Source organism: Pseudomonas sp. G.S.17 (genome assembly GCF_038096165.1).
Taxonomy (GTDB): Bacteria; Pseudomonadota; Gammaproteobacteria; order Pseudomonadales; family Pseudomonadaceae; genus Aquipseudomonas.
Map to the genome: position 1 here is coordinate 4,949,502 of NZ_CP151076.1, position 20,126 is coordinate 4,969,627.

At 58.6% G+C, this 20,126-nt stretch carries 15 protein-coding genes and 1 riboswitch; of the genes, 12 read left to right on the forward strand and 3 right to left on the reverse strand.

The features are described from left to right. Positions 1–54 precede the first annotated feature (54 nt). Positions 55–747: a uracil-DNA glycosylase gene (gene ung / locus AABC73_RS23050; protein ID WP_341521107.1), complete on the reverse strand. Its 693-nt coding sequence runs from the start codon at positions 745–747 to the stop codon at positions 55–57. A gap of 184 nt (positions 748–931) precedes the next feature. Here ung and AABC73_RS23055 point away from each other — a divergent pair, with 184 nt between their 5' ends. After that, positions 932–2,044 (forward strand): enoyl-CoA hydratase/isomerase family protein, encoded by a 1,113-nt coding sequence (locus AABC73_RS23055; RefSeq protein ID WP_341521108.1) that lies wholly within the window; start codon positions 932–934, stop codon positions 2,042–2,044. A 118-nt stretch (positions 2,045–2,162) separates the two neighbouring features. Here AABC73_RS23055 and AABC73_RS23060 read toward each other — a convergent pair whose 3' ends face one another. Continuing rightward, positions 2,163–2,327 (reverse strand): BrnA antitoxin family protein, encoded by a 165-nt coding sequence (locus AABC73_RS23060; protein ID WP_341521109.1) that lies wholly within the window; start codon positions 2,325–2,327, stop codon positions 2,163–2,165. 483 nt (positions 2,328–2,810) lie between these two features. Between AABC73_RS23060 and AABC73_RS23065 the strand changes: the two genes are divergently transcribed. Next, positions 2,811–3,770, forward strand: coding sequence for a phytanoyl-CoA dioxygenase family protein (locus tag AABC73_RS23065; RefSeq protein ID WP_341521110.1), 960 nt, complete (start codon positions 2,811–2,813; stop codon positions 3,768–3,770). Positions 3,771–4,289: 519 nt separating this feature from the next. On the opposite strand, the gene AABC73_RS23070 is transcribed toward AABC73_RS23065, so the two are convergent. Continuing rightward, positions 4,290–4,670, reverse strand: a complete 381-nt coding sequence (locus AABC73_RS23070) for a hypothetical protein (protein ID WP_341524313.1) — start codon at positions 4,668–4,670, stop codon at positions 4,290–4,292. Positions 4,671–5,053: 383 nt separating this feature from the next. Beyond that, positions 5,054–5,159, forward strand: a riboswitch (guanidine-I (ykkC/yxkD leader). 60 nt (positions 5,160–5,219) lie between these two features. Between AABC73_RS23070 and AABC73_RS23075 the strand changes: the two genes are divergently transcribed. From AABC73_RS23075 to AABC73_RS23120, 10 genes are all read left to right on the forward strand, one after another. Then, the gene (locus AABC73_RS23075; RefSeq protein ID WP_341521111.1) at positions 5,220–6,290 is read left to right on the forward strand and encodes a putative urea ABC transporter substrate-binding protein; all 1,071 of its coding nucleotides are present in this window, start codon (positions 5,220–5,222) and stop codon (positions 6,288–6,290) included. A 27-nt stretch (positions 6,291–6,317) separates the two neighbouring features. Continuing rightward, positions 6,318–7,133 carry an ABC transporter permease gene (locus AABC73_RS23080; RefSeq protein ID WP_341521112.1) on the forward strand — a complete coding sequence of 272 codons (816 nt, stop codon included), beginning with the start codon at positions 6,318–6,320 and terminating at the stop codon, positions 7,131–7,133. After that, positions 7,130–7,894, forward strand: a complete 765-nt coding sequence (locus AABC73_RS23085; protein ID WP_341521113.1) for an ABC transporter ATP-binding protein — start codon at positions 7,130–7,132, stop codon at positions 7,892–7,894. The genes AABC73_RS23080 and AABC73_RS23085 overlap by 4 nt, the downstream gene beginning before the upstream one ends. A gap of 12 nt (positions 7,895–7,906) precedes the next feature. Further along, entirely contained in the window at positions 7,907–8,632 is a 726-nt protein-coding gene (locus AABC73_RS23090; RefSeq protein WP_341521114.1) for an urea amidolyase associated protein UAAP1, read from the forward strand. Between the two features lie 11 nt (positions 8,633–8,643). Next, entirely contained in the window at positions 8,644–9,264 is a 621-nt protein-coding gene (locus AABC73_RS23095; RefSeq protein ID WP_341521115.1) for an urea amidolyase associated protein UAAP2, read from the forward strand. A gap of 285 nt (positions 9,265–9,549) precedes the next feature. Further along, on the forward strand, positions 9,550–13,215 hold the full coding sequence (gene uca / locus AABC73_RS23100) for an urea carboxylase (RefSeq protein ID WP_341521116.1): 3,666 nt from the start codon (positions 9,550–9,552) through the stop codon (positions 13,213–13,215). Positions 13,216–13,251: 36 nt separating this feature from the next. After that, positions 13,252–15,075, forward strand: coding sequence for an allophanate hydrolase (gene atzF / locus AABC73_RS23105; protein ID WP_341521117.1), 1,824 nt, complete (start codon positions 13,252–13,254; stop codon positions 15,073–15,075). A gap of 62 nt (positions 15,076–15,137) precedes the next feature. Continuing rightward, positions 15,138–18,299 carry a DUF6543 domain-containing protein gene (locus AABC73_RS23110; RefSeq protein ID WP_341521118.1) on the forward strand — a complete coding sequence of 1,054 codons (3,162 nt, stop codon included), beginning with the start codon at positions 15,138–15,140 and terminating at the stop codon, positions 18,297–18,299. Between the two features lie 117 nt (positions 18,300–18,416). After that, positions 18,417–19,898, forward strand: coding sequence for a sensor domain-containing diguanylate cyclase (locus AABC73_RS23115; RefSeq protein WP_341521119.1), 1,482 nt, complete (start codon positions 18,417–18,419; stop codon positions 19,896–19,898). After that, complete coding sequence (locus AABC73_RS23120; RefSeq protein WP_341521120.1) at positions 19,895–20,119, forward strand: cysteine-rich CWC family protein; 225 nt, start codon at positions 19,895–19,897, stop codon at positions 20,117–20,119. The genes AABC73_RS23115 and AABC73_RS23120 overlap by 4 nt, the downstream gene beginning before the upstream one ends. Positions 20,120–20,126 lie beyond the last annotated feature (7 nt).

A 20,126-nucleotide genomic window follows, 5' to 3' on the forward strand; every position in this document is an offset into this window, starting at 1 on the left:
GCCCAACATCTTCGTTGACTGAACTATCGCTTTCGCAAGCAAGCTTGCCCACACTCAAACCGCAGGCAATCGCCACTCAATCGGCGCCATGCCGTTCTGTTCCAGATACTTGTTGGCCCGACTGAAATGCCCGCAGCCCAGAAAGCCTTTATAAGCCGACAACGGCGAAGGATGCACTGAGGTCAGCACCAGATGCTTGGTGGCATCGACCAGCTTCTGTTTGCTCTGCGCATGGGCGCCCCACAGCATGAACACCAGATGCGGCTGATGGGCGCTGACCGTTTCGATCACCTTGTCGGTGAAATGCTGCCAGCCCTTGCCTGCGTGGGACGCAGCATTGGCGCGTTCGACGGTCAGGGTCGTGTTGAGCATCAACACACCCTGATCGGCCCAGGACTGCAAATGGCCGTGGGCCGGAATGTCGATATTCAGGTCGCGCTTGAGCTCTTTATAGATGTTGACCAGCGACGGCGGCGCGGGCACGCCGGGTTGCACCGAGAAACACAAACCATGGGCCTGGCCGGGGCCGTGATAAGGGTCCTGGCCGAGGATGACCACCTTGACCTGATCCAGCGGTGTGGAATTCAACGCGTTGAAGATCAGCGGCCCCGGCGGGTAAATTTCCTTGCCGGCCGCATGCTCCTGGCGCAGAAACTCCCGCAGCTGGTCCATATAAGGTTTTTCGAACTCGTCACGCAGCGCGTGTTTCCAGCTGGGTTCGAGTTTGATGCGGTCGTCGGATGTCATGGTCATACCTTGCAAAACAATGGGCGCGGCTTTGCTGAAACGGGAACAGACCCTATGAAAGCGCGTCGTCAATGTCAAATACAGCGCGCCCCGCGCTGCCGTTTCCTACACTTGATCGCAACTTAACCCGACATGAGGCAATCAAAACCCTGTTGGATAAATGTATTGCCCTCGAGAGGTCACGATGAATCTGCTCTTTGAAGAACTCCCTGCTCAGGACGGCGCCCGAATTGGCGTGGCCACGCTGGACGCGGAGAAGTCATTGAATGCCTTGTCGCTGCCGATGATTCTCGCGCTGCAAGACAAGCTGGACACCTGGGCCAGCGACGACAGCATTGTTTGCGTATTACTGCGCGGCAACGGACCCAAAGCGTTCTGCGCAGGCGGAGATGTACGTACCCTGGTGGAAACCTGCCGTGAGCATCCCGGCGAAGTGCCGCCATTGGCGGCGCATTTCTTTTCCGCTGAATACCGCCTCGACTACAGCTTGCACACCTATCCAAAACCGTTGATCTGCTGGGGCCACGGCTACGTGCTCGGTGGCGGGATGGGCCTGCTGCAAGGGGCCAGCATTCGCATCGTCACGCCGAGCAGCCGCCTGGCGATGCCGGAAATCAGCATCGGCCTGTACCCGGATGTGGGCGCCAGCTGGTTCCTTTCACGTCTGCCGGGCAAGCTCGGTCTGTTTCTGGGCCTGACCGGCTCGCACATCAACGGCCACGACGCGCTGGACCTGGACCTCGCCGACCGCTTCCTGCTTGATGAACAGCAGGACGAGTTGATCGACGGCCTGCAACAGCTCAACTGGCAAGAACAGACCTCGATCCAGCTCAACAGTCTGCTCAAGGCGCTGCAACAGGAAGCCATCGGCCAGCTGCCGGCCGCGCAGTGGCTGCCGCGTCGCAAGCAGATCGATGAATTGCTCGATGTCGGCAACCTGCCCTGCGCATGGAGTGCCATCAGCCACCTGCAACACAAAGACGACGCCCTGCTGGCCCGCGCCGCCAAGACCCTGACCGCAGGCAGCCCGCTGACTGCGCACCTGATCTGGGAACAAATCCAGCGCGCCCGCCACCTGTCGTTGGCCGAAGTATTCCAGATGGAATACACCATGAGCCTCAACTGCTGCCGCCATCCCGAATTCAGCGAGGGCGTCCGCGCGCGACTGATCGACAAGGACAGCAAACCCCATTGGCACTGGCAGGATGTGGCCAACGTCCCGCAGCCAGTGATCGACGCACACTTCGCCAAGGCGTGGGAAGGCCGGCATCCGTTGGCGGATTTGTCGGGGTATTGAGCAATAAATTGGACTGATCAAGAGGCGAACGGAGGGATTCCGAATGCGCGGCAGTGGAAGTGTCGTCAGATGCAAAAAACCGGCGTTTGGTTGGGTATGAGTTTGCCTGCAGGTTCATCTAACGCTGATGTTCGTGAATATAGTCCTTGAGGGCTTGATTCGCCCGGGTTTGCCAACCACTGCCGCCGGCTTTGAAATAATCCACGACATCAGGCGACAAACGCAGTGTCACACGCTCTGTGATGGGCGCTTTCTGCGGGCCTCGCTCACCTTGTCGGCGCACAGTGGCCGTATCCCAAAAATCGTCTACCGCCGCTGGATCATTAGGGTCGTATGAGACTCGGCATCATGCGCAACCGGCGTTTCTGCGTGGGCTTCGCGTTTGATGCGATCCCAGTCAGTCTTGCTGGAAGTCGGCATAGCGTTTCCTCAGCATTTGCTCCCATGAAAGCACCGCCATAGGGCCGATCAAATATATAGAGAAACAACAAGATCCCCGCTCTCGTCAACAACCGCTGCAGATATTATCGACCGGCAGACGCCATAGTGCCGAGATTGAGTGCAGCACATTTCCCCCATGTTTATTTATTACGCTTATCTTCGCAGCTAATAAAAATACATTTGTGGAAGGACTGCTGTTTCAATCAGATACAAATAGTTGTTTGCCGAAATTAAGTACCGGAAACTAAAATTGTTTTTTTCCGACAGAAAACCACTGCCAGCCCCTGAACATAAACATATATCTATATCAAAGATGGATAGAAGTATGAAATTTGAGAACCCCGTCAAAAATTTAGCCCCTTGGTTCATGAACTCCGCTGAGTCAGCTCGCAGGCTGCCCACCCTACCCAGTCCTATACGAACGCATGTTGAAGATCTGATACGTGACGGATTCACTGTCATCAAGGGATCGTTGCATAAGGACAAATGTGTCTCGGTGATCGAAAACTTTAAGAAATTTGCCAATCTTAATAATGACAAATTTGCAAAATTCCTTGATCGCGACGGACACTACCCGCGTATCGTTAACCTGCACGCTGCCTTTCCTGAATTGATCGACCTGTTTGATATGAATAAAACGGCCTATGACGTTCAAGAAGCAATGTTCGGTGCACCACCCAGCCTTTATACATCGCTTTTTTATGAACGCGGTTCAGCTCAGCCTATCCATCGCGACACGCCATACTTCACCACGAAACCTGAGATGTTTTACTTGGGCGTATGGGTTGCACTTGAAGATGCGAACGAGCAAAACGGCGCTTTGGATGTAATGCGCGGGGGGCACAATATCCCTGAGCCCGACCGTGCCGCGATTGCATTGAAATACTTCGACAGCCTCGACGCAGTTCCGAGTAGTTCTGCTGCGCTATGGGATGGCTTTCAAAGTGAGGTTCAGCGCCTTTGCGCTGAAGCTTGCGTGCAAAAGGAACAATTATCTGTGCAAGCAGGCGACACTATCATCTGGCATCCACAGCTCCCGCATGGCGGGGGAGCGATACAGGACATCACGAAAAGCAGATTCAGTTTTGTGATGCACACAACGCCGGCTGGAACTCCCGTTTATCATCATGACAAATTTTTCAATCCAGAGGCTCCGGCTGAATTAGACTCTGATCGCTCTTACGGAAGGCACCGTGATAGTTACTTTGTGAAACACACGGAAGTAGATTTCGCTCACGTCGAATTAATTCCAGTAAGAGACTTCAAAACGACAGCCAATCGCTAACCGATGTTCGCGGTCGGACCACAGAGGTCCGACCTCCTGAGTTTGGTCATGCCAGGCTCCGGCCGTATACTCAGAGGTCGGCGATGGTCTGAAGCACTGGGAGAAACCAAGTATAGAGCCCATAAAAGCATTATCTGGGTAGACGCACTTTCGATTGGGTCGGACGCACAGGCCGATGAGCAAAATCAGGGAAGTGTGCCGAGGTGCCGACCAGGTTTGGTGGAGCAGGGACGGCTATCACTGCAGGGAAATTGTTGTTGTGCATATCGTTAGTCATGGCGCAGCCAGAAACACTCAAAACAACGGGGGCAAGCAAAACTAAACGCATGGGCAATCTCCATTTTTGGGTACGAAACCCTATCAATGTCGAACCCGTTTCTGAGGCTAGATATGTATTTCAGGAATGCTCCCACGCCCCTATCAGAAATATCTGAAGGAGGATTGCCAGCATCCATTGAGAAAACCCCGGACATAAAAAAACGGCACTCCATGGAGTACCGTTCTTATTTCAACTACCGATCAGCGATTCCCGCCTCGGCCATCCCCTCCGCGACCGCCACGGCCATCGCCGCGTCCGTCGCCTCGACCCGGACCTCGTCCGTCATGGCCTCGGTTGCCGCCATGATCCCCCCACGAAGAGCCACCGCGGTAGTCGCGACGTGGATCGTTGCGATAACCGGGATTGCCGCCGCGATAGCGGTTGTCACCCCAGCCATAGCCGGGCGGTCTGCCGGGCTGGTAATAACGTGGAACGGGCGGCGGCGCGTAATAGCGCGGCGCCGGGGCATAGTAGCGTGGCTGCGGCGCTACATAGATTCGCCGCTCCTGGTAATAATTTGAACGGTAGCCATTGTCATAAGCATATCCACCTCCAACGACGGTTGCGGGCTGGGTATACACATCGGATTCGTAGTAACCGGGACCTCCATAGCAACCAGCAAGAGTCAGAGCCAGTAAAACAAGCAGTAAGGGTCGTCGATACATGGCGGCCTCCCGGACCGCGATAGGGCACAAACCAGCGACGCTGGTCGGCGTTCGCCAATAGCTGGCGGACAGAAAATAAGACACGAAAACCCCCTTCAAGTGCCCCGTGGGGCGAACTATATTTGTGCCGCCACGCCCCAAGCCGGTGCATCCGCGCACCATGATCAGCCGATACAGGCCAGCACGAAACCTCCCTCCACGATGTAGCCCCTCTGTATCGGGCGTTGTGGCAAGTTGGCACAACTCTCGCTTTAACAAACCCGTGCAGGAGTCAAAACAGGTTCGCGGCACCACAATTTGCAATAGCCGACTAGGGTTCCGGCTCGTCAATAAATGACGAGTGGCTGGTCCGAGAGTTGGCGACCTCCAGTAGAGGTTACACGGCGGGATAAAAGCCCGGGAGACAGGACACCAGTGGTGTCGCGTTGCTCCTGGCCGCCCCTTTTCGCTACTGGAGGTTGTTATATGCAAAAATCCCGTCTGTTCGGCCTGCTCGCTGCAGGTCTCGTCGCTGCATTGAGCCTTTCTTCGGCGCAAGCCGCCGTCAAAAAAGAATTCAACGTGTGCTGGACCATTTATGCCGGCTGGATGCCCTGGGAATACGCAGGAACCCAAGGCATTGTCGACAAGTGGGCGAAAAAATACGGCATCAAGATCGATGTCACCCAGCTCAACGATTACGTCGAATCCATCAACCAATACACCGCTGGCCAGTTCGATGGCTGCACCATGACCAACATGGATGCGCTGACCATCCCGGCGGCGGGCGGCGTCGACAGCACCGCGTTGATCGTCAGCGACTTCTCCAACGGCAACGACGGCATCGTCATCAAAGGTGCGGGCAAGAAAGTCGCCGACCTCAAGGGCATGAACGTCAATCTGGTGGAGCTCTCTGTCTCCCACTATCTGCTGGCCCGCGCGCTGGATACGGCTGACCTGTCCGAGAAAGACCTGAAAGTGGTCAATACGTCCGATGCCGACATCTCCGCGGCCTTCAACACCGACGACGTTCAGGCGGTGACCACCTGGAACCCGATGCTGGCAGATATCAAGGCCAAGCCCGGCGTTACCCAGGTGTTCGACTCCAGCAAGATCCCCGGCGAAATCATGGACATGATGGTGGTCAACACCCAGACCCTGAAAGACAACCCGGCGCTGGGCAAAGCGTTGACCGGTGCCTGGTTTGAAGTGGTTGCGCTGATGAACGCCAAGTCCGCCGCAAGCAAGGTCGCGCTGGAGCACATGGCCAAGGCCTCGGGCACGGATCTGGCCGGTTTCCAGGCGCAACTGGACACCACCAAGCTGTTCGCCACGCCTAAAGAAGCCCTGGAATTCGCTAACAGCAAACAGCTGCCGGACACCATGCGCAAGGTTGCCAACTTCTCCTTCGAGCATGGCTTGCTGGGTGAAGGTGCCAAGGATTCCAGCGCCGTAGGCATGTCGTTCGCCAACGGCGTGATGTCTGGCGACAAGACCAATCTCAAGCTGCATTTCGACCCGAGCTACGTGCAAATGGCCGCCGACGGCACGTTGTAATCCGCGTTTCGCACAAAGGTCATTGCCATGCGCTTGATAAATCGCCGCCCGGATCGCGCCAGCCGCCTGATTCTGGTGATCCTGCCGTTTGCCCTGCTGCTGTTCGCCTATTTCACCGGCTCGGCGACCCGGTTGACGGAAAATCCCAACGACAAGCTGCTGCCCAGCGCCGTGCAGATGGCTGATGCAGTCAATCGTATGGCGTTCAAAGCCGACAGCCGCACTGGCGAATATCTGCTCTGGCAGGACACCGGTTCCAGCCTGAAACGGCTGGCGATTGGCCTGGGCATCAGTGCGTTGCTGGGTTTATGCCTGGGGATTGCCTCGGGAATCCTGCCGTTGTTCGGCGCGCCGTTGTCGCCCTTGTTGACGGTGCTGTCAATGGTGCCGCCGCTGGCAATCCTGCCGATTCTGTTCATCGTCTTCGGTTTGGGCGAGCTGTCGAAAGTCATGCTCATCGTGATCGGCATCACGCCGATCCTGGCCCGTGATCTGGAGCAGCGCGCCCGGGAAATTCCGGTAGAGCTGCTGATCAAGGCGCAGACCTTGGGCGCTTCAACCTGGACGCTGATCCTGCGGGTGATCCTGCCGCAATTGCTGCCACGTTTGCTGATTGCCTTGCGACTGGTGCTGGGTTCGGCGTGGTTGTTCCTGATCGCTGCCGAGGCCATTGCTTCGACCGATGGCCTCGGTTACCGGATTTTTCTGGTGCGGCGCTATCTGGCAATGGACGTGATTCTGCCCTATGTGGTCTGGATCACGTTGCTGGCGTGGCTGATGGATTGGGGCCTCAAGGCGCTGACCCGCAAAGCTTTCCCTTGGTATGAGGGGGTGCGAGGATGAGTTTTATTTCCGTGCAAAACGTCTGGCAACAATATGACGATCAAGTGGTGCTCGACGGCCTGAACCTGAGCGTCGCCGAGGGTGAATTCTGCACGCTGGTCGGTGCCTCGGGTTGCGGCAAATCCACCTTCCTGCGCTTGTTGCTGGGTCAGGAAGTGCCGAGCAAGGGCAAGATTCTGCTCGACGGCAAGGCCCTGGCCAGCGAGCCGGATGCCAGCCGTGGCGTGGTGTTTCAGCGCTATTCGGTGTTCCCGCACCTGTCAGTGCTGGACAACGTTGCCTTGGGCCTGGAACTGCCGCGCTCGGCGCTGCTCGGGCGATTGTTCGGCAATGCCAAACGCGAAGCGCGCGAACAGGCGGCGGTATTGCTGAAGAAAGTCGGCCTGGGTCATTCGCTGGATAAATACCCGACGCAGCTGTCCGGCGGCATGCAACAGCGGCTGGCGATTGCCCAGGCGCTGATCATGAAACCTCGGGTGTTGCTGCTCGACGAACCCTTCGGCGCCCTGGATCCGGGCATCCGCAAAGACATGCACGCCTTGCTGCTGGAACTGTGGCGCGAGACGCAGCTGACGGTGTTCATGGTTACCCATGACTTGTCCGAAGGTTTCAACCTCGGCACCCGCTTGCTGGTCTTCGACAAAGTCCGCATCGACCCCCACGCCCCCGGCGCTTATGGCGCGCGTATCACTTATGACATTCCCCTGAACAGCGACCGCCGCGCAGCACGCGCCGCGCTTGACTCGCTGCAACAGGCTTAGAGGATTCTGCTCATGACACCATCCAACACGCTATTCCCCGTCTTCGCCGAAGAGCTGCTGCCCGGCGGCGGCCACCGTTCGTTCGTACTCAAACGCGGCGAACTGCTGCGCCTGACTGATCTCAACGGCAACGCCAACGTCAGCCTGACGCTGCTCAACGCCCACGAAAAAACCGAGCGTTTGAACCTGCCGGACAGCCTCAAATGCCAGCACACCGCCAAACTCACCAGCGGCCATTGCCTGTATTCGGACATGGGCCGTGTTCTGGCAGCAATTACCGCTGACACCTGCGGCTGGAGCGACAGCCTCGGCGGCGTGCTCTGCGCTGAAGAAGTCGCCGAGAAATACGGCCAGGGCCGCTATCAGGAATTGCGCAACGGCTTCTTTCGCAACGGCACCGACAACCTGCTGGTGGAACTGGGCAAATGGGGCCTGGGCCTGTCGGACCTGCTGATGACCTTGAACCTGTTCAGCCGCGTCAACGTTGACGACGGGGGCCGCCTGCATTTTGTGCCGGGCAACTCGCAAGCCGGGGATTACATCGAGCTGTACGCGCCGATGGATACCCTGGTCGTCCTCACCGCGCTGCAACATCCCATGGACCCGAATCCTGAATACGCCCCGCAGCCGCTGCAACTGAGCTGGATGAAAGCCGACGCCAGCGTCGCTGAGCATTGCCGCACGTCCCGCCCGGAAAACCAGCGCGGCTTTATCAATACCGATCGCCTGTTCGCCTGAGGAGCACGTCCATGAATCCGACTTCCGCTACTGCTGCATCCACCACCTTCATTGCGGCCGGCGAACCGTCGCTGACGGAACTCAAGGCCGGGCAAACCCTGCGCATCCTCGATCTGGAAGGCAATCAGGCGGTCGACACGCTGTTCTTCAGCCTCGCCAACCCCCGTGAGCGTTACGACGTGCAGCGCACCTTGCGCCGCCAAGGCAGCGTTTACCTGACCACCGGCAGCGTGCTGTATTCCAACCTGGGTAAACCGATGCTGACCATCGTCGCTGACACCTGCGGACGCCATGACACCCTCGGCGGTGCCTGCGCCCAAGAGAGCAACACCGTGCGTTACGCCCTGGAAAAGCGCCACATGCACAGCTGCCGCGACAACTATCTGCGCGCTTGCGTGCATGACGGGCGCCTGGGCAAAGGCGACATCGGGCCGAACATCAACTTTTTCATGAACGTGCCGGTTACCGCTGACGGCGGACTGACCTTCGAGGACGGCATTTCCGCGCCGGGCAAATACGTGGAACTGCGCGCCGAAATGGACGTGATCGTGCTGATTTCCAACTGTCCGCAGTTGAATAACCCGTGCAATGGCTACAACCCGACGCCGGCTGAATTGCACGTCTGGAATTAAGCCCTCGCGGCTGAAGCCGCTCCTACGGACGGTGTTTCGTGGGAACGGCTTCGGCGGCTCCTGCGGGCGGTGTTTCGGGGGACGGCTTCGGCGGCTCCTGCGGACGGTGTTTCGTGGGAACGGCTTCGGCGGTTTCCTACGGACGGCGTTTCGTAGGAGCGGCTTCAGCCGCGAGCGGACTAGCAACCTGACCACGACGGACGACCCTCGTGCAGACACATCAATAGCGGGACGGCCCGCTTCCCAAGTTTGAGGTCGACACCATCGACTTCCGGGGTTCAAGCCATGTTTGACACACTGCTGATCGCCAACCGTGGCGCCATTGCCTGCCGCATCCTGCGCACCTTGCGTGCCCTGCACGTCAAAGGCGTTGCCGTGTACTCCGAAGCCGATGCCGCCAGCCTGCATTTGCTGCAAGCCGACGAAGCCCACAGCCTGGGTGAAGGCGGCGCGGCCGGGACTTATCTGGCTGTGGATAAAATCCTCGCCATCGCCAAAGCCAGCGGCGCGCAAGCGATTCATCCCGGCTACGGCTTTCTTTCCGAAAACGCTGCCTTCGCGCAAACCTGCGAAGACGCGGGCATTGCCTTTGTCGGCCCGACGCCAGAGCAACTGCGGGTATTCGGCCTCAAGCACACCGCCCGCGCCTTAGCCAAACAGCACGGCGTGCCGATGCTCGAAGGCACCGAATTGCTCGACAGCCTCGACACCGCGCTGGGCGCCGCAGAAATCATTGGTTATCCGGTGATGCTCAAAAGCACCGCCGGTGGCGGCGGGATCGGCATGCGCGTGTGCCGCAGCGCTGCCGAGTTGAGCGAGTCGTTCGACGCGGTGAAACGCCTCGGCCAGAACAACTTCAGCGACGCTGGGGTGTTCATCGAGAAGTACATCCAGCGCGCCCGGCACCTTGAAGTTCAGGTGTTCGGTGATGGGCGTGGCGAAGTGCTTGCGCTGGGCGTGCGCGATTGCTCAGTGCAGCGCCGCAATCAGAAAGTCCTCGAAGAAACCCCTGCGCCAAACCTGCCAGAAGGCATGGGCGAAGCGCTGTGCATGGCGGCGATCAAGCTGGCCAAGGCCGTGAATTATCGCAGCGCCGGCACCGTGGAGTTTGTCTTTGACAGCGAGGATCAGCGCTTTTATTTCCTCGAAGTGAACACCCGCTTGCAGGTCGAGCACGGTGTGACCGAGCAAGTCTGGGGCGTCGATCTGGTCAGTTGGATGGTGCAACTGGCCGCTGGCGACCTGCCGCCGTTGAGCGAATTACAGGCAGCGCTGAGGCCGAGCGGCCATGCCATTCAAGCGCGTCTGTACGCAGAAGATCCCGGTCGGGATTTCCAGCCAAGTCCCGGTTTGCTGACGGCGGTGAACTTCCCTGCCGTCGATGGCAAAAGCCTGCGCATTGATACCTGGGTTGAAGCCGGTTGTGAGATTCCACCGTTCTTCGATCCGATGATCGCCAAGGTCATCAGCTGGGCGCCGAACCGCGAGCGGGCCAGCGCTGGCCTGGCCAAAGCCTTGAGCGACACGCGACTGTACGGCGTCGAGACCAACCGCGATTACCTGCGGCAGATCATCGCCGACGCGCCGTTTGCCAGCGGCCAGCCCTGGACCCGCTGCCTGGAAGGTCTGGTCTATCACGCCGACACCTTCGAAGTGCTCAGCGGCGGTACGCAAACCAGCATTCAGGATTATCCGGGACGTCTGGGTTATTGGGCAGTCGGTGTACCGCCGTCCGGGCCGATGGACAGCCGCGCCTTGCGTCAGGGCAATCGCCTGCTGGGCAACGCCGAAGGCTGCGCCGCGCTGGAAATCACCATGAGCGGGCCGTTGCTGCGTTTCAACACAGATGCGGTGATTGCGGTGACCGGCGCGGTAATTCCCCTGACGCTGGATGGCCAGGCGCAGCCGATGAATACCGCGTTGTTTATCGCGGCGGGTTCCAGTCTGGCGCTGGGCACCATCGCTGGAGCGGGTGCGCGCAGCTATCTATGCGTACGCGGTGGGCTGGATGTGCCGGATTATCTGGGCAGCAAAAGCACCTTCACCCTGGGCCAGTTTGGCGGTCATGGCGGCCGGGCTTTGCGCGCGGGGGATGTGCTGCACATTTCGCCACTGGTTGAGCGCAGCGTCGGGCAGCACATCGCAACGGATCAGCTCGATAAGTTGGCGGACGTTCGGCAAATTCGCGTGATTTACGGCCCGCACGGCGCGCCGGAGTATTTCACCGAAAATTACATGCAGACGTTCTTCGCCACGGCGTGGGAAGTGCATTTCAATTCCAGCCGCACCGGCGTGCGCCTGATCGGCCCGAAACCGGAATGGGTGCGGGCGGATGGCGGTGAAGCGGGTTTGCATCCGTCGAACATTCACGACAATCCGTACGCCATCGGTGCCGTGGATTTCACTGGCGACATGCCCGTCATCCTCGGCCCCGACGGCCCGAGCCTCGGCGGTTTCGTCTGTCCGGTAACCATTATCGAAGCGGATCTGTGGCAGTTGGGGCAGCTCAAGGCCGGCGATAAGGTGATGTTTGAAGCGGTCAGCATCCAGGCTGCCCGACAGTTGATCTGTGGGAGCGAGCTTGCTCGCGAAGCAGGCGACGCGGTGCAGAATCTGACGCCTTCGCGAGCAAGCTCGCTCCCACAGGGGGCTGAAACACTGGCTTCGCGAATGAATTCGCTTCTAAAGGGGGTTGAGCTTACCTCACCCATCATGCTCGACATCGGCCGCGACGACACGCGCCTGGTGGCGCGGCTTTCCGGCGACACCCATCTGCTGCTGGAAATCGGTGCGCCGGAGCTGGATCTGGTGCTGCGCTTTCGCGGCCATGCGCTGATGCAGGCGCTGGAGGCCAAAAACCTGCACGGCGTGATCGACCTGACGCCGGGCATTCGTTCGCTGCAAGTGCATTACCAGCCTGAGCAATTGCCGCTGCAACAGTTGCTGGAGATCGTCGCTGGGGAATGGGATGCCGTCTGCGCGGCCAAGGACCTGCAAGTCCCGTCGCGCATCGTGCATCTGCCGCTCTCCTGGGACGATCCGGCCTGTCAGCTGGCTATCGAGAAATACATGACCACCGTGCGCAAGGACGCGCCGTGGTGCCCGAGTAATCTGGAGTTCATCCGCCGCATCAACGACCTGCCCAACCTCGACGAAGTGCAGCGCACGGTGTTCGAAGCCAGTTATCTGGTCATGGGCCTGGGCGATGTCTACCTTGGCGCGCCGGTCGCCACGCCGCTGGACCCGCGCCATCGGCTGGTGACCACCAAGTACAACCCGGCGCGCACCTGGACGGCGGAGAACTCGGTCGGCATCGGCGGCGCCTACATGTGCGTGTACGGCATGGAAGGTCCGGGGGGTTATCAGTTTGTCGGGCGTACGTTGCAGATGTGGAACCGCTATCGGGAAGTGGCGGCCTTCGATGGCAAGCCTTGGCTGCTACGCTTTTTCGATCAGATTCGCTTCTACCCGGTCAGCGCCGAAGAGTTGCTGCGCATTCGTCGGGATTTCCCGCTGGGCCGCTATCCGCTGCACATTGAACACAGCACCTTGAACCTGGCGGACTACCAGGCGTTCTTAAGCAGTGAAGCCGAAGGTATCGCGGCCTTCCGCAGCCAGCAGCAAAGCGCATTTCAGGCCGAGCGTGAGCGCTGGATTGCCAGCGGTCAGGCCAACTTCGAAAGCGATGAAGCGGTGGCGCCGCTGACCGATGAAGCACCGCTCAGTGCCGGTGAACACAGTATCGACAGTCACATTGCCGGGAATCTCTGGCAAGTGCAGGTGGAGGTGGGCCAACAGGTCGCCGCTGGCGATGTGTTGGTGATTCTGGAGTCGATGAAAATGGAAATCCCGCTGCTGGCGACACTCGCCGGCGTGGTGCGGGACGTGCGCGTACAACCGGGTTCGGCCGTGCGTGCGGGACAGCGAGTCGTAGTCATAGAAGCCGTTTGATGTGGTCTGCTCTTATCAATTTTATGGAATTTCGCCATGAGCCTTGAAATCACCTTGAGCGACCTGCGCCTGGAGTCGGTCCGCGCCGCCTACCAGTCCGGCAACCTCACGCCCCGCGAGCTGATTCTTGCGCTGCGAGAAAAAGCCGCTGCGCTGAACCCTGAATATCATCTGTTCATCTACCTGCTTGATCCGACCGAACTGGAGCCCTACTTCGCCGCGCTGGAAGGCCGGGACATCAACGACCTGCCGCTGTATGGCGTGCCGTTTTCGATCAAGGACAACATCGATCTGGTCGGCATTCCGACCACTGCTGCCTGCGTTGCTTATACCTATGAGCCCGAGCGCTCGGCGACCATCGTCGAGCAACTGATCGCCCTGGGCGCGATTCCCCTGGGCAAGACCAATCTGGATCAGTTCGCCACCGGTTTGAATGGCAGTCGCTCGCCGTTTGGCGCCTGCCCCAACAGTGTGCTCAAGGAATATCCGTCCGGCGGGTCAAGTTCCGGCTCGTCCCTGGCAGTCGCCCTTGGCGTCAGCAGCTTTGCGCTGGGCACCGACACGGCGGGCTCCGGACGCGTGCCCGCCGCGCTGAACAACTTGCTGGGCATGAAGGCCAGCAAGGGCTTGATCTCCACCGCAGGCGTGGTTCCGGCCTGCCGGACGCTGGATTGCGTCACGACTTTCACCGCCACCGCACGGGAAGCCAGCCAGTTGCTGGGCCTGGTCGCGAAACTTGATCCGCGCGACGAATACAGCCGCAGCAATCCGTCATGGAACGATGCCTCGGCCTTCGGTGCGCCGCGACCGTTCCGCTTCGGCGTACCGCGTGCTCAGGACCTCGAATACTTCGGTTGCCCACAAGGACCGCTGTTGTTCGGTGATGCCATCGACCGCCTGACCGCCATGGGCGGCGAAGCCGTGACCATCGACCTGTCGCCATTTCTCGAAGCCGCAGGCCTGCTTTATAACGGCCCCTGGGTGGCCGAGCGCTACAGCGTTGCTGGCGAACTGATGCAGAGCAACCCGGAAGCGGTGCTGCCGGTCATCCGCGCAGTGCTGGGCAAAGCGCCGCTGGTGACGGGTGTCGAAACGTTCAAGGCGCAGTACCGTCTGCAAGCACTCAAGGCCGTCTGCGACCGCGTCATGGATGGCGTGGATTTCGTCGTCACGCCGAGCATCGGCCGCCCCGTCACGTCGGCAGAGCTGCAAGCCGAACCCGTGCTGCGCAACTCGGAACTGGGTTACTACACCAACTTCGTCAACCTGCTGGACTACGCCGCCGTCGCCGTGCCCAGCGCGTTCATGGACAACGGCATGCCGTGGGGCGTAACGGTGTTCGGCCGAGTGTTCACCGATCAGTATTTGCTGAGCATCGCCGACGCACTGCAACGCCACACCGAATTGCCCTTGATTGGCGGGCTGGCCGGACAGCTGGCAAAACCGGCCGGCAGCGCGCGCAATGACATGGCCAGAATCGTGGTGTGCGGCGCGCATCTGGACGGGTTGCCGTTGAACTGGCAGCTCAAGCAACGCGGCGCGCGCCTGGTGGAAGCGACCCAAAGCTCATCGGATTATCAGCTCTATGCGTTGGCCGGTGGTCCGCCGTTTCGCCCAGGGATGGTTCGGGTCGAGCAGGACGGCGTGGCGATCGCGGTGGAAGTCTGGGAGCTGCCGAGTCGCGAACTGGGCTCTTTCCTGACCGGCATTCCGGCACCGTTGGGCCTGGGCAAAGTGCAACTGGCTGACGGGAGTTGGGAATGCGGATTCATCTGCGAACCCTATGGTCTTGCAGGGGCAACCAACATCAGCCATTTGGGCGGCTGGCGCGCGTATCTAAACGCCGGAGCCAATAAATAGTTACCCGAAACAAGCAACTTCCAAATGACATAGTAGCGGGTCATTTATCGTGACCCGCCACTATGAACGTAACTGAAACCCCCTCTCCGAACTCGACCAACAGCAGCCCGGCAATCGACCTGAAAAAACTCAAGGCATTGCGCAGAAGCCCTGCGATGAAACTGGTCGTCAGCTCGCCTTTGCTGCTCAAGGCTTATCAACAGGACATGGATTGCCCGCCGAAGCTGGATGAGTATGTTCGCGAACAGTTGGTCCGACTGTTACGCCGACGTACCGCCAGGGCACTGGAGCCTGACCAGCTGTTTATCCGCTTCACCCATGATGATCAGCCCGCTGTTGAAGGTGATGGACGGGAACGCTATGTAAAAAAACTCTCCCTGACGGAACTGGCGATTATTTCGTTCGATGTTCCGGCCATGCTGGCACTGATGGGTTCAACCCTGGACGACAGGATTCTGGATGAATCATTTCCAGAATTTACCGCCAGCAGCGCCATGGACATGATTCTCAACGCGCCGTTGGCAAGCGATTACGCAGCTCTGACCAGGGCTTTCTGGGCCAGACACGAACAGACCTACTGCGCCTTGGCCAAGCTGTCGTTCCTGCATGACCTGAACACGTACTTTTCGCGCAGAAGAATCAGTCTGGACGGTTATCGTCTGGGGCTAGACATCCTGGGCCTGACGGCGTTTCCCGAGAATGCCGAATGCCTTGAATCACCCGCAACCGGCACGCTGTCCAGCGCCAGCATGTTGTCCCTCAACGGGCGCCGGGTTGCGGGGGCCTTTCAGCTCAAATCGCACAACACCTCACACTGTTTTATCCACCAACCGGGGAGCGCCGCCGAGCCCATCGAATACATCAGCGATGACGCGCAACGAATGACTCATATGCTGCTCAATGCGCTGAACGAACTCGGCGGGCCGCGGGCACCCGACGCAGCCGAAGACGACAACGTTTTGCAGGTTGAATTGAGCAGTATCGAAGGCGATATTTTTGCCGCGATCACGACTGTGCAAAAGCAGTTATCCCTGGGTTATCTGCTGGACAACTCAGTCAGTACTGATTGGCTCAAGCCAATCCAGCCTGCGTTGAAACTGATCAGCGCGGTCGATCTTTGGCAAACACGCCCGAACATCCTCCCGCGCATACCATCGCCGAACAAAACCGCCGCACGGCTCATGCGCTCAGTAATGAAAGATGAACATGGGCTGGATATAAACCCGGACCAGGTATTCATTCGTTATATCCGGGGTAAATCTTTTACGCCATTGGGTAGCGCTCGCGTTCCGGTTACCCAATTCAATACGCCTGACGGTTTACCCATCAGCCTGAGCCAGGCACTGATAGGCAATTACCGGGTCGAGCATGCCGAGGGTTATCTGGATCATGACGCACGCACGATGGTGTATATCGACCCCACTGAAAAAGGTCACGCCGCCAATATCCAGGAGTTGCCGATCACCCCACAGGCCATCGAAAATCACATCCGGAAAATTGACTTCCTGCCACTTATGACCCGCCGCGTCGAACGCTTCTGGAACCGGCATCAGGACAGTGTCGAGCAATGTTTAAAAACCAACTTCATGATGCAAGCCGTGCTGTGCCTCAAATCACGGCTGCTATTGCAAAGCGGATTCGACATGGTCATAAGAACCCTCGAACAGCTTTACATTAAACCCCGCAGCGAGACCATCGAGCGCACAGTGCTGGGCTTTTACCTGCAACATTCGGTATTTGAAGGCGTGCAGGAAGTCTACTGTCCAGGTCTGCTGATCCTGTCGGAACCTGGCCGACCGCAAAAGGTGCTGTACCAGGCTGGCATACATAAAGCCCTCATTGAGTTCGACAGCGATGAGGCCATCGATCGCTACCTGAAAAACGCTGCGAAAAACCAGCAGTGGCGCAAGTCTGTCCTGAACCATGTTCCGCTGCGCCACCACCGACGGCTGACCTATATTCTGCAGATATGGGCTGGCCAGCGAGATCCCGAAGAACCGGTATCCATACTGCGCCCCTGGACCGACACGCTGTACAACCAGGATGCTCATATCGCTGCGACCCATAAACTCTGCATCAGACACCTGACCATTTCGCCGTTTCGCTACATGGCTGAAACCCTCAGGCAGAACGGGTTCATGGACGCGCAGGACGTTATCGTGACGTCCAATGAGGTGCTGCTTAAATACTGGACCCGGCAACTCACTCATCTCCAGATCCTGCTGGCGCCCATGTCCTTTTTGCTGACCCCGGCGTTGATTGCAACGCTGGCTACGGAAATCGGTGTCGTATCATTGAACATCGCCTCGGCGAACTTGCCGGGCGCACGCTATGAAGAAAAGCGGCAGGCGATGCTCGTGGCCTTATCGTTGGGTTTTCTCCAATTGGCGCCTTACACGCCGCTGTTGCTGCGCTCATTTGGCAAACTTGTGAGCGCCAGCAAAGCCTTGAAAACTTCAGCCGCAGCGATCAGCAAGACCCGTGGCTTCAGTTCGCTGCTCAATCGGTCAATGCAGACTCGGCATACCCGTCTGGAAAAATTCTTCGAGACCGACAGCCTGCTTAAAACCTGGAATATCCCCGGCGATCCGCGATTCGCAACAGTGCCGGTCAAAGTATGGAAACTGACACACAAGTTTCTGCTGTGGACATCAGACCGAGGCAAGGCGCGCACGCTGGTGGTCAGCACGCACGGCTATTACTTGCCGTGGAGCAAGAACACGCCGATCCCCAACGGCACCGAACTGCGCGTCTATGCACCTCATGGGCATGCATTGATCGATCCCTCGCTGCATCGCGTGATTCAACAACAGGTAAAACCCTTTGGCATTCTGGATAACCAGGCCAACACGCTGGTTGCTGCATCAAACACCACACGCGCTTACACCCTCACCGACAAGTTGCTGGCGGGCACATCGCAGACGGGGAAAATCAAGAATTACAAACTCTCTAAATTCCAGTCCCCCGACGACGAGAGTTACCAGTACATCAGCCATGTGGTTCGCGATTCCAATCTGTCGCCGTTCAGCGGGCAACTACTGCGTACACCCATGGATGTACTGACGGTGAGAAAGCGCTTGGGCATGGCTGATCCAACGCTGGAAGAACTGTTCAAGGGTTTGTTCGATCACGGTATTCACTACGACAAGATCCTGCTGCTGCACTGCCGATGCTCGGCGTTTCAATCAATCACTGGTACCGCGCATGTTTACCCGGCGCCTTGACCTAGGGTGTTGCCCATGTAAATCCGGACCACTGTCGGGCGGAACAAATTCTCGATAGCGTGAGTAGTGGCGGCAAGCTAGCATGTAGCCCTGAACATTATCTTCTCCGGACACTCCATGCCTTTTCGCTCCGCTATTACTTCACAACGGTCGTTGCTGGTGACGTTAGTGATTCTTTTAGGGAGCGGCTTTCTCTTGACTTCAATGCTCAGTTACTACGCGTCGCGGGCGTCTATTCGCGACAACATCATCAACACCGAACTGCCGCTGACGTCCGACACCGTCTATTCCGAGATCCAGAAAGACCTGGTGCGCCCGGTACTGATCTCGTCGATGATGGCCCGCGACACCTTCATGCGCGACTGGATTGTGGAAGGCGAACGCAACCCGGACCAAATGACCCGTTATTTGAAAGAGGTCATGGATCATTACGGCGCCTACACTTCGTTCTTTGTTTCCAACAGCAGCCTGACGTATTACCAGGCCAAAGGCGTGCTGAAGAAAATCGACGCCCGCGAACCCCGGGACGTCTGGTATTACCGGGTCCGGGACATGGCCGCGCCGTACGAGATCAATGTCGACCCGGACATGGCCAACAAAGACAGCCTGACCTTCTTCATCAACTACAAAGTGTTTGATTACGACAACCGCTTCATCGGCGCGACCGGTGTCGGGCTGACGGTTGATGCCGTCATCAAATTGATCGACCGCTATCAACAGCGTTATCAGCGCAGCGTGTACTTCGTCGACACCTTCGGGCGCATCGTCCTGACCGGTGCCGAGGGCGGTCCGAATGGCGCTGTCATCGGCCAGTCACTGAACAAGTTGCCCAGCATGAGCGAGTTGCACAAGCAACTGCCCAAACCGCACAGTGGCACTTATGAATACCGCTCCGAAGGTCACGAGCACTTTCTTAACGTGCGCTTCATTCCCGAACTGAACTGGTACCTGTTCGTCGACAAGCGCGAAGACACAGCACTCACCGATATTCGCCAATCGCTGTACCTGAACCTGCTGATCTGCCTGATGGTCACGCTGGTGGTCGTGTTGCTGCTGCATCGCCTGATCAACCGTTTCAAATACAAGATAGAAACCCAGGCCACCCTCGACAGCCTGACCGGCCTGCCCAATCGGCGCGGCTTCGACCTGCTGGCGTCGAAAACCCTCAAGGACACCCAGCGCGAGACCAAGCCGCTCACAGCGATGCTGCTGGACCTGGATCACTTCAAGCAACTCAACGACAGCCATGGGCATCTGGCCGGCGATGAGGTGCTGGCCGGATTCGCGGAGGATCTGAAAAGCTGCCTGCGCCAGTCGGACATCATTTGTCGTTGGGGCGGTGAAGAGTTCATCATTCTGCTCAAGGGCAGCGACACCCGAAGCGCCCAACGCATTGCCGAGAAAATTCGTCTGCTGGCTGAACAACACACCTATGTCTTCTCCGGCACACCCTTGCAGGTCACCGTCAGCGTCGGTCTGGCCGAACTGCAAGACGACGACACATTGCCAACCCTGATCGCCCGGGCCGACCGCGCGCTGTACGCCGCCAAGCAAAATGGGCGCAATCAGGTGTTTACCGAGGAAACGGCGAGCGCATGAGCACTTCAAGCGTCGATCCGGACCGCTGCCCTGCCTGCGGATCCAGCAACCGCTGCTCTCTGGCCGACCCACGCACCGCCGATCAGGCCTGCTGGTGTTTTTCGGTGGACATCGATCCGGCAATCATCGAGGCGCTGCCGCCGGAGGTGCGCGCCAAAGCGTGCCTGTGCCCACGCTGCGCCGGCATCGAAAACGCGGGCGCTGACAAATCGGCTTCGTAGATCGCGT

What these genes read in the sequence shown, in the direction of transcription:
- ung (WP_341521107.1), bottom strand. Translation starts at nt 747, where the DNA reads ATGACATCCGACGACCGCATCAAACTCGAACCCAGCTGGAAACACGCG.
- AABC73_RS23055 (WP_341521108.1), top strand. Translation starts at nt 932, where the DNA reads ATGAATCTGCTCTTTGAAGAACTCCCTGCTCAGGACGGCGCCCGAATT.
- AABC73_RS23065 (WP_341521110.1), top strand. Translation starts at nt 2,811, where the DNA reads ATGAAATTTGAGAACCCCGTCAAAAATTTAGCCCCTTGGTTCATGAAC.
- AABC73_RS23075 (WP_341521111.1), top strand. Translation starts at nt 5,220, where the DNA reads ATGCAAAAATCCCGTCTGTTCGGCCTGCTCGCTGCAGGTCTCGTCGCT.
- AABC73_RS23080 (WP_341521112.1), top strand. Translation starts at nt 6,318, where the DNA reads ATGCGCTTGATAAATCGCCGCCCGGATCGCGCCAGCCGCCTGATTCTG.
- AABC73_RS23085 (WP_341521113.1), top strand. Translation starts at nt 7,130, where the DNA reads ATGAGTTTTATTTCCGTGCAAAACGTCTGGCAACAATATGACGATCAA.
- AABC73_RS23090 (WP_341521114.1), top strand. Translation starts at nt 7,907, where the DNA reads ATGACACCATCCAACACGCTATTCCCCGTCTTCGCCGAAGAGCTGCTG.
- AABC73_RS23095 (WP_341521115.1), top strand. Translation starts at nt 8,644, where the DNA reads ATGAATCCGACTTCCGCTACTGCTGCATCCACCACCTTCATTGCGGCC.
- uca (WP_341521116.1), top strand. Translation starts at nt 9,550, where the DNA reads ATGTTTGACACACTGCTGATCGCCAACCGTGGCGCCATTGCCTGCCGC.
- atzF (WP_341521117.1), top strand. Translation starts at nt 13,252, where the DNA reads ATGAGCCTTGAAATCACCTTGAGCGACCTGCGCCTGGAGTCGGTCCGC.
- AABC73_RS23110 (WP_341521118.1), top strand. Translation starts at nt 15,138, where the DNA reads ATGAACGTAACTGAAACCCCCTCTCCGAACTCGACCAACAGCAGCCCG.
- AABC73_RS23115 (WP_341521119.1), top strand. Translation starts at nt 18,417, where the DNA reads ATGCCTTTTCGCTCCGCTATTACTTCACAACGGTCGTTGCTGGTGACG.
- AABC73_RS23120 (WP_341521120.1), top strand. Translation starts at nt 19,895, where the DNA reads ATGAGCACTTCAAGCGTCGATCCGGACCGCTGCCCTGCCTGCGGATCC.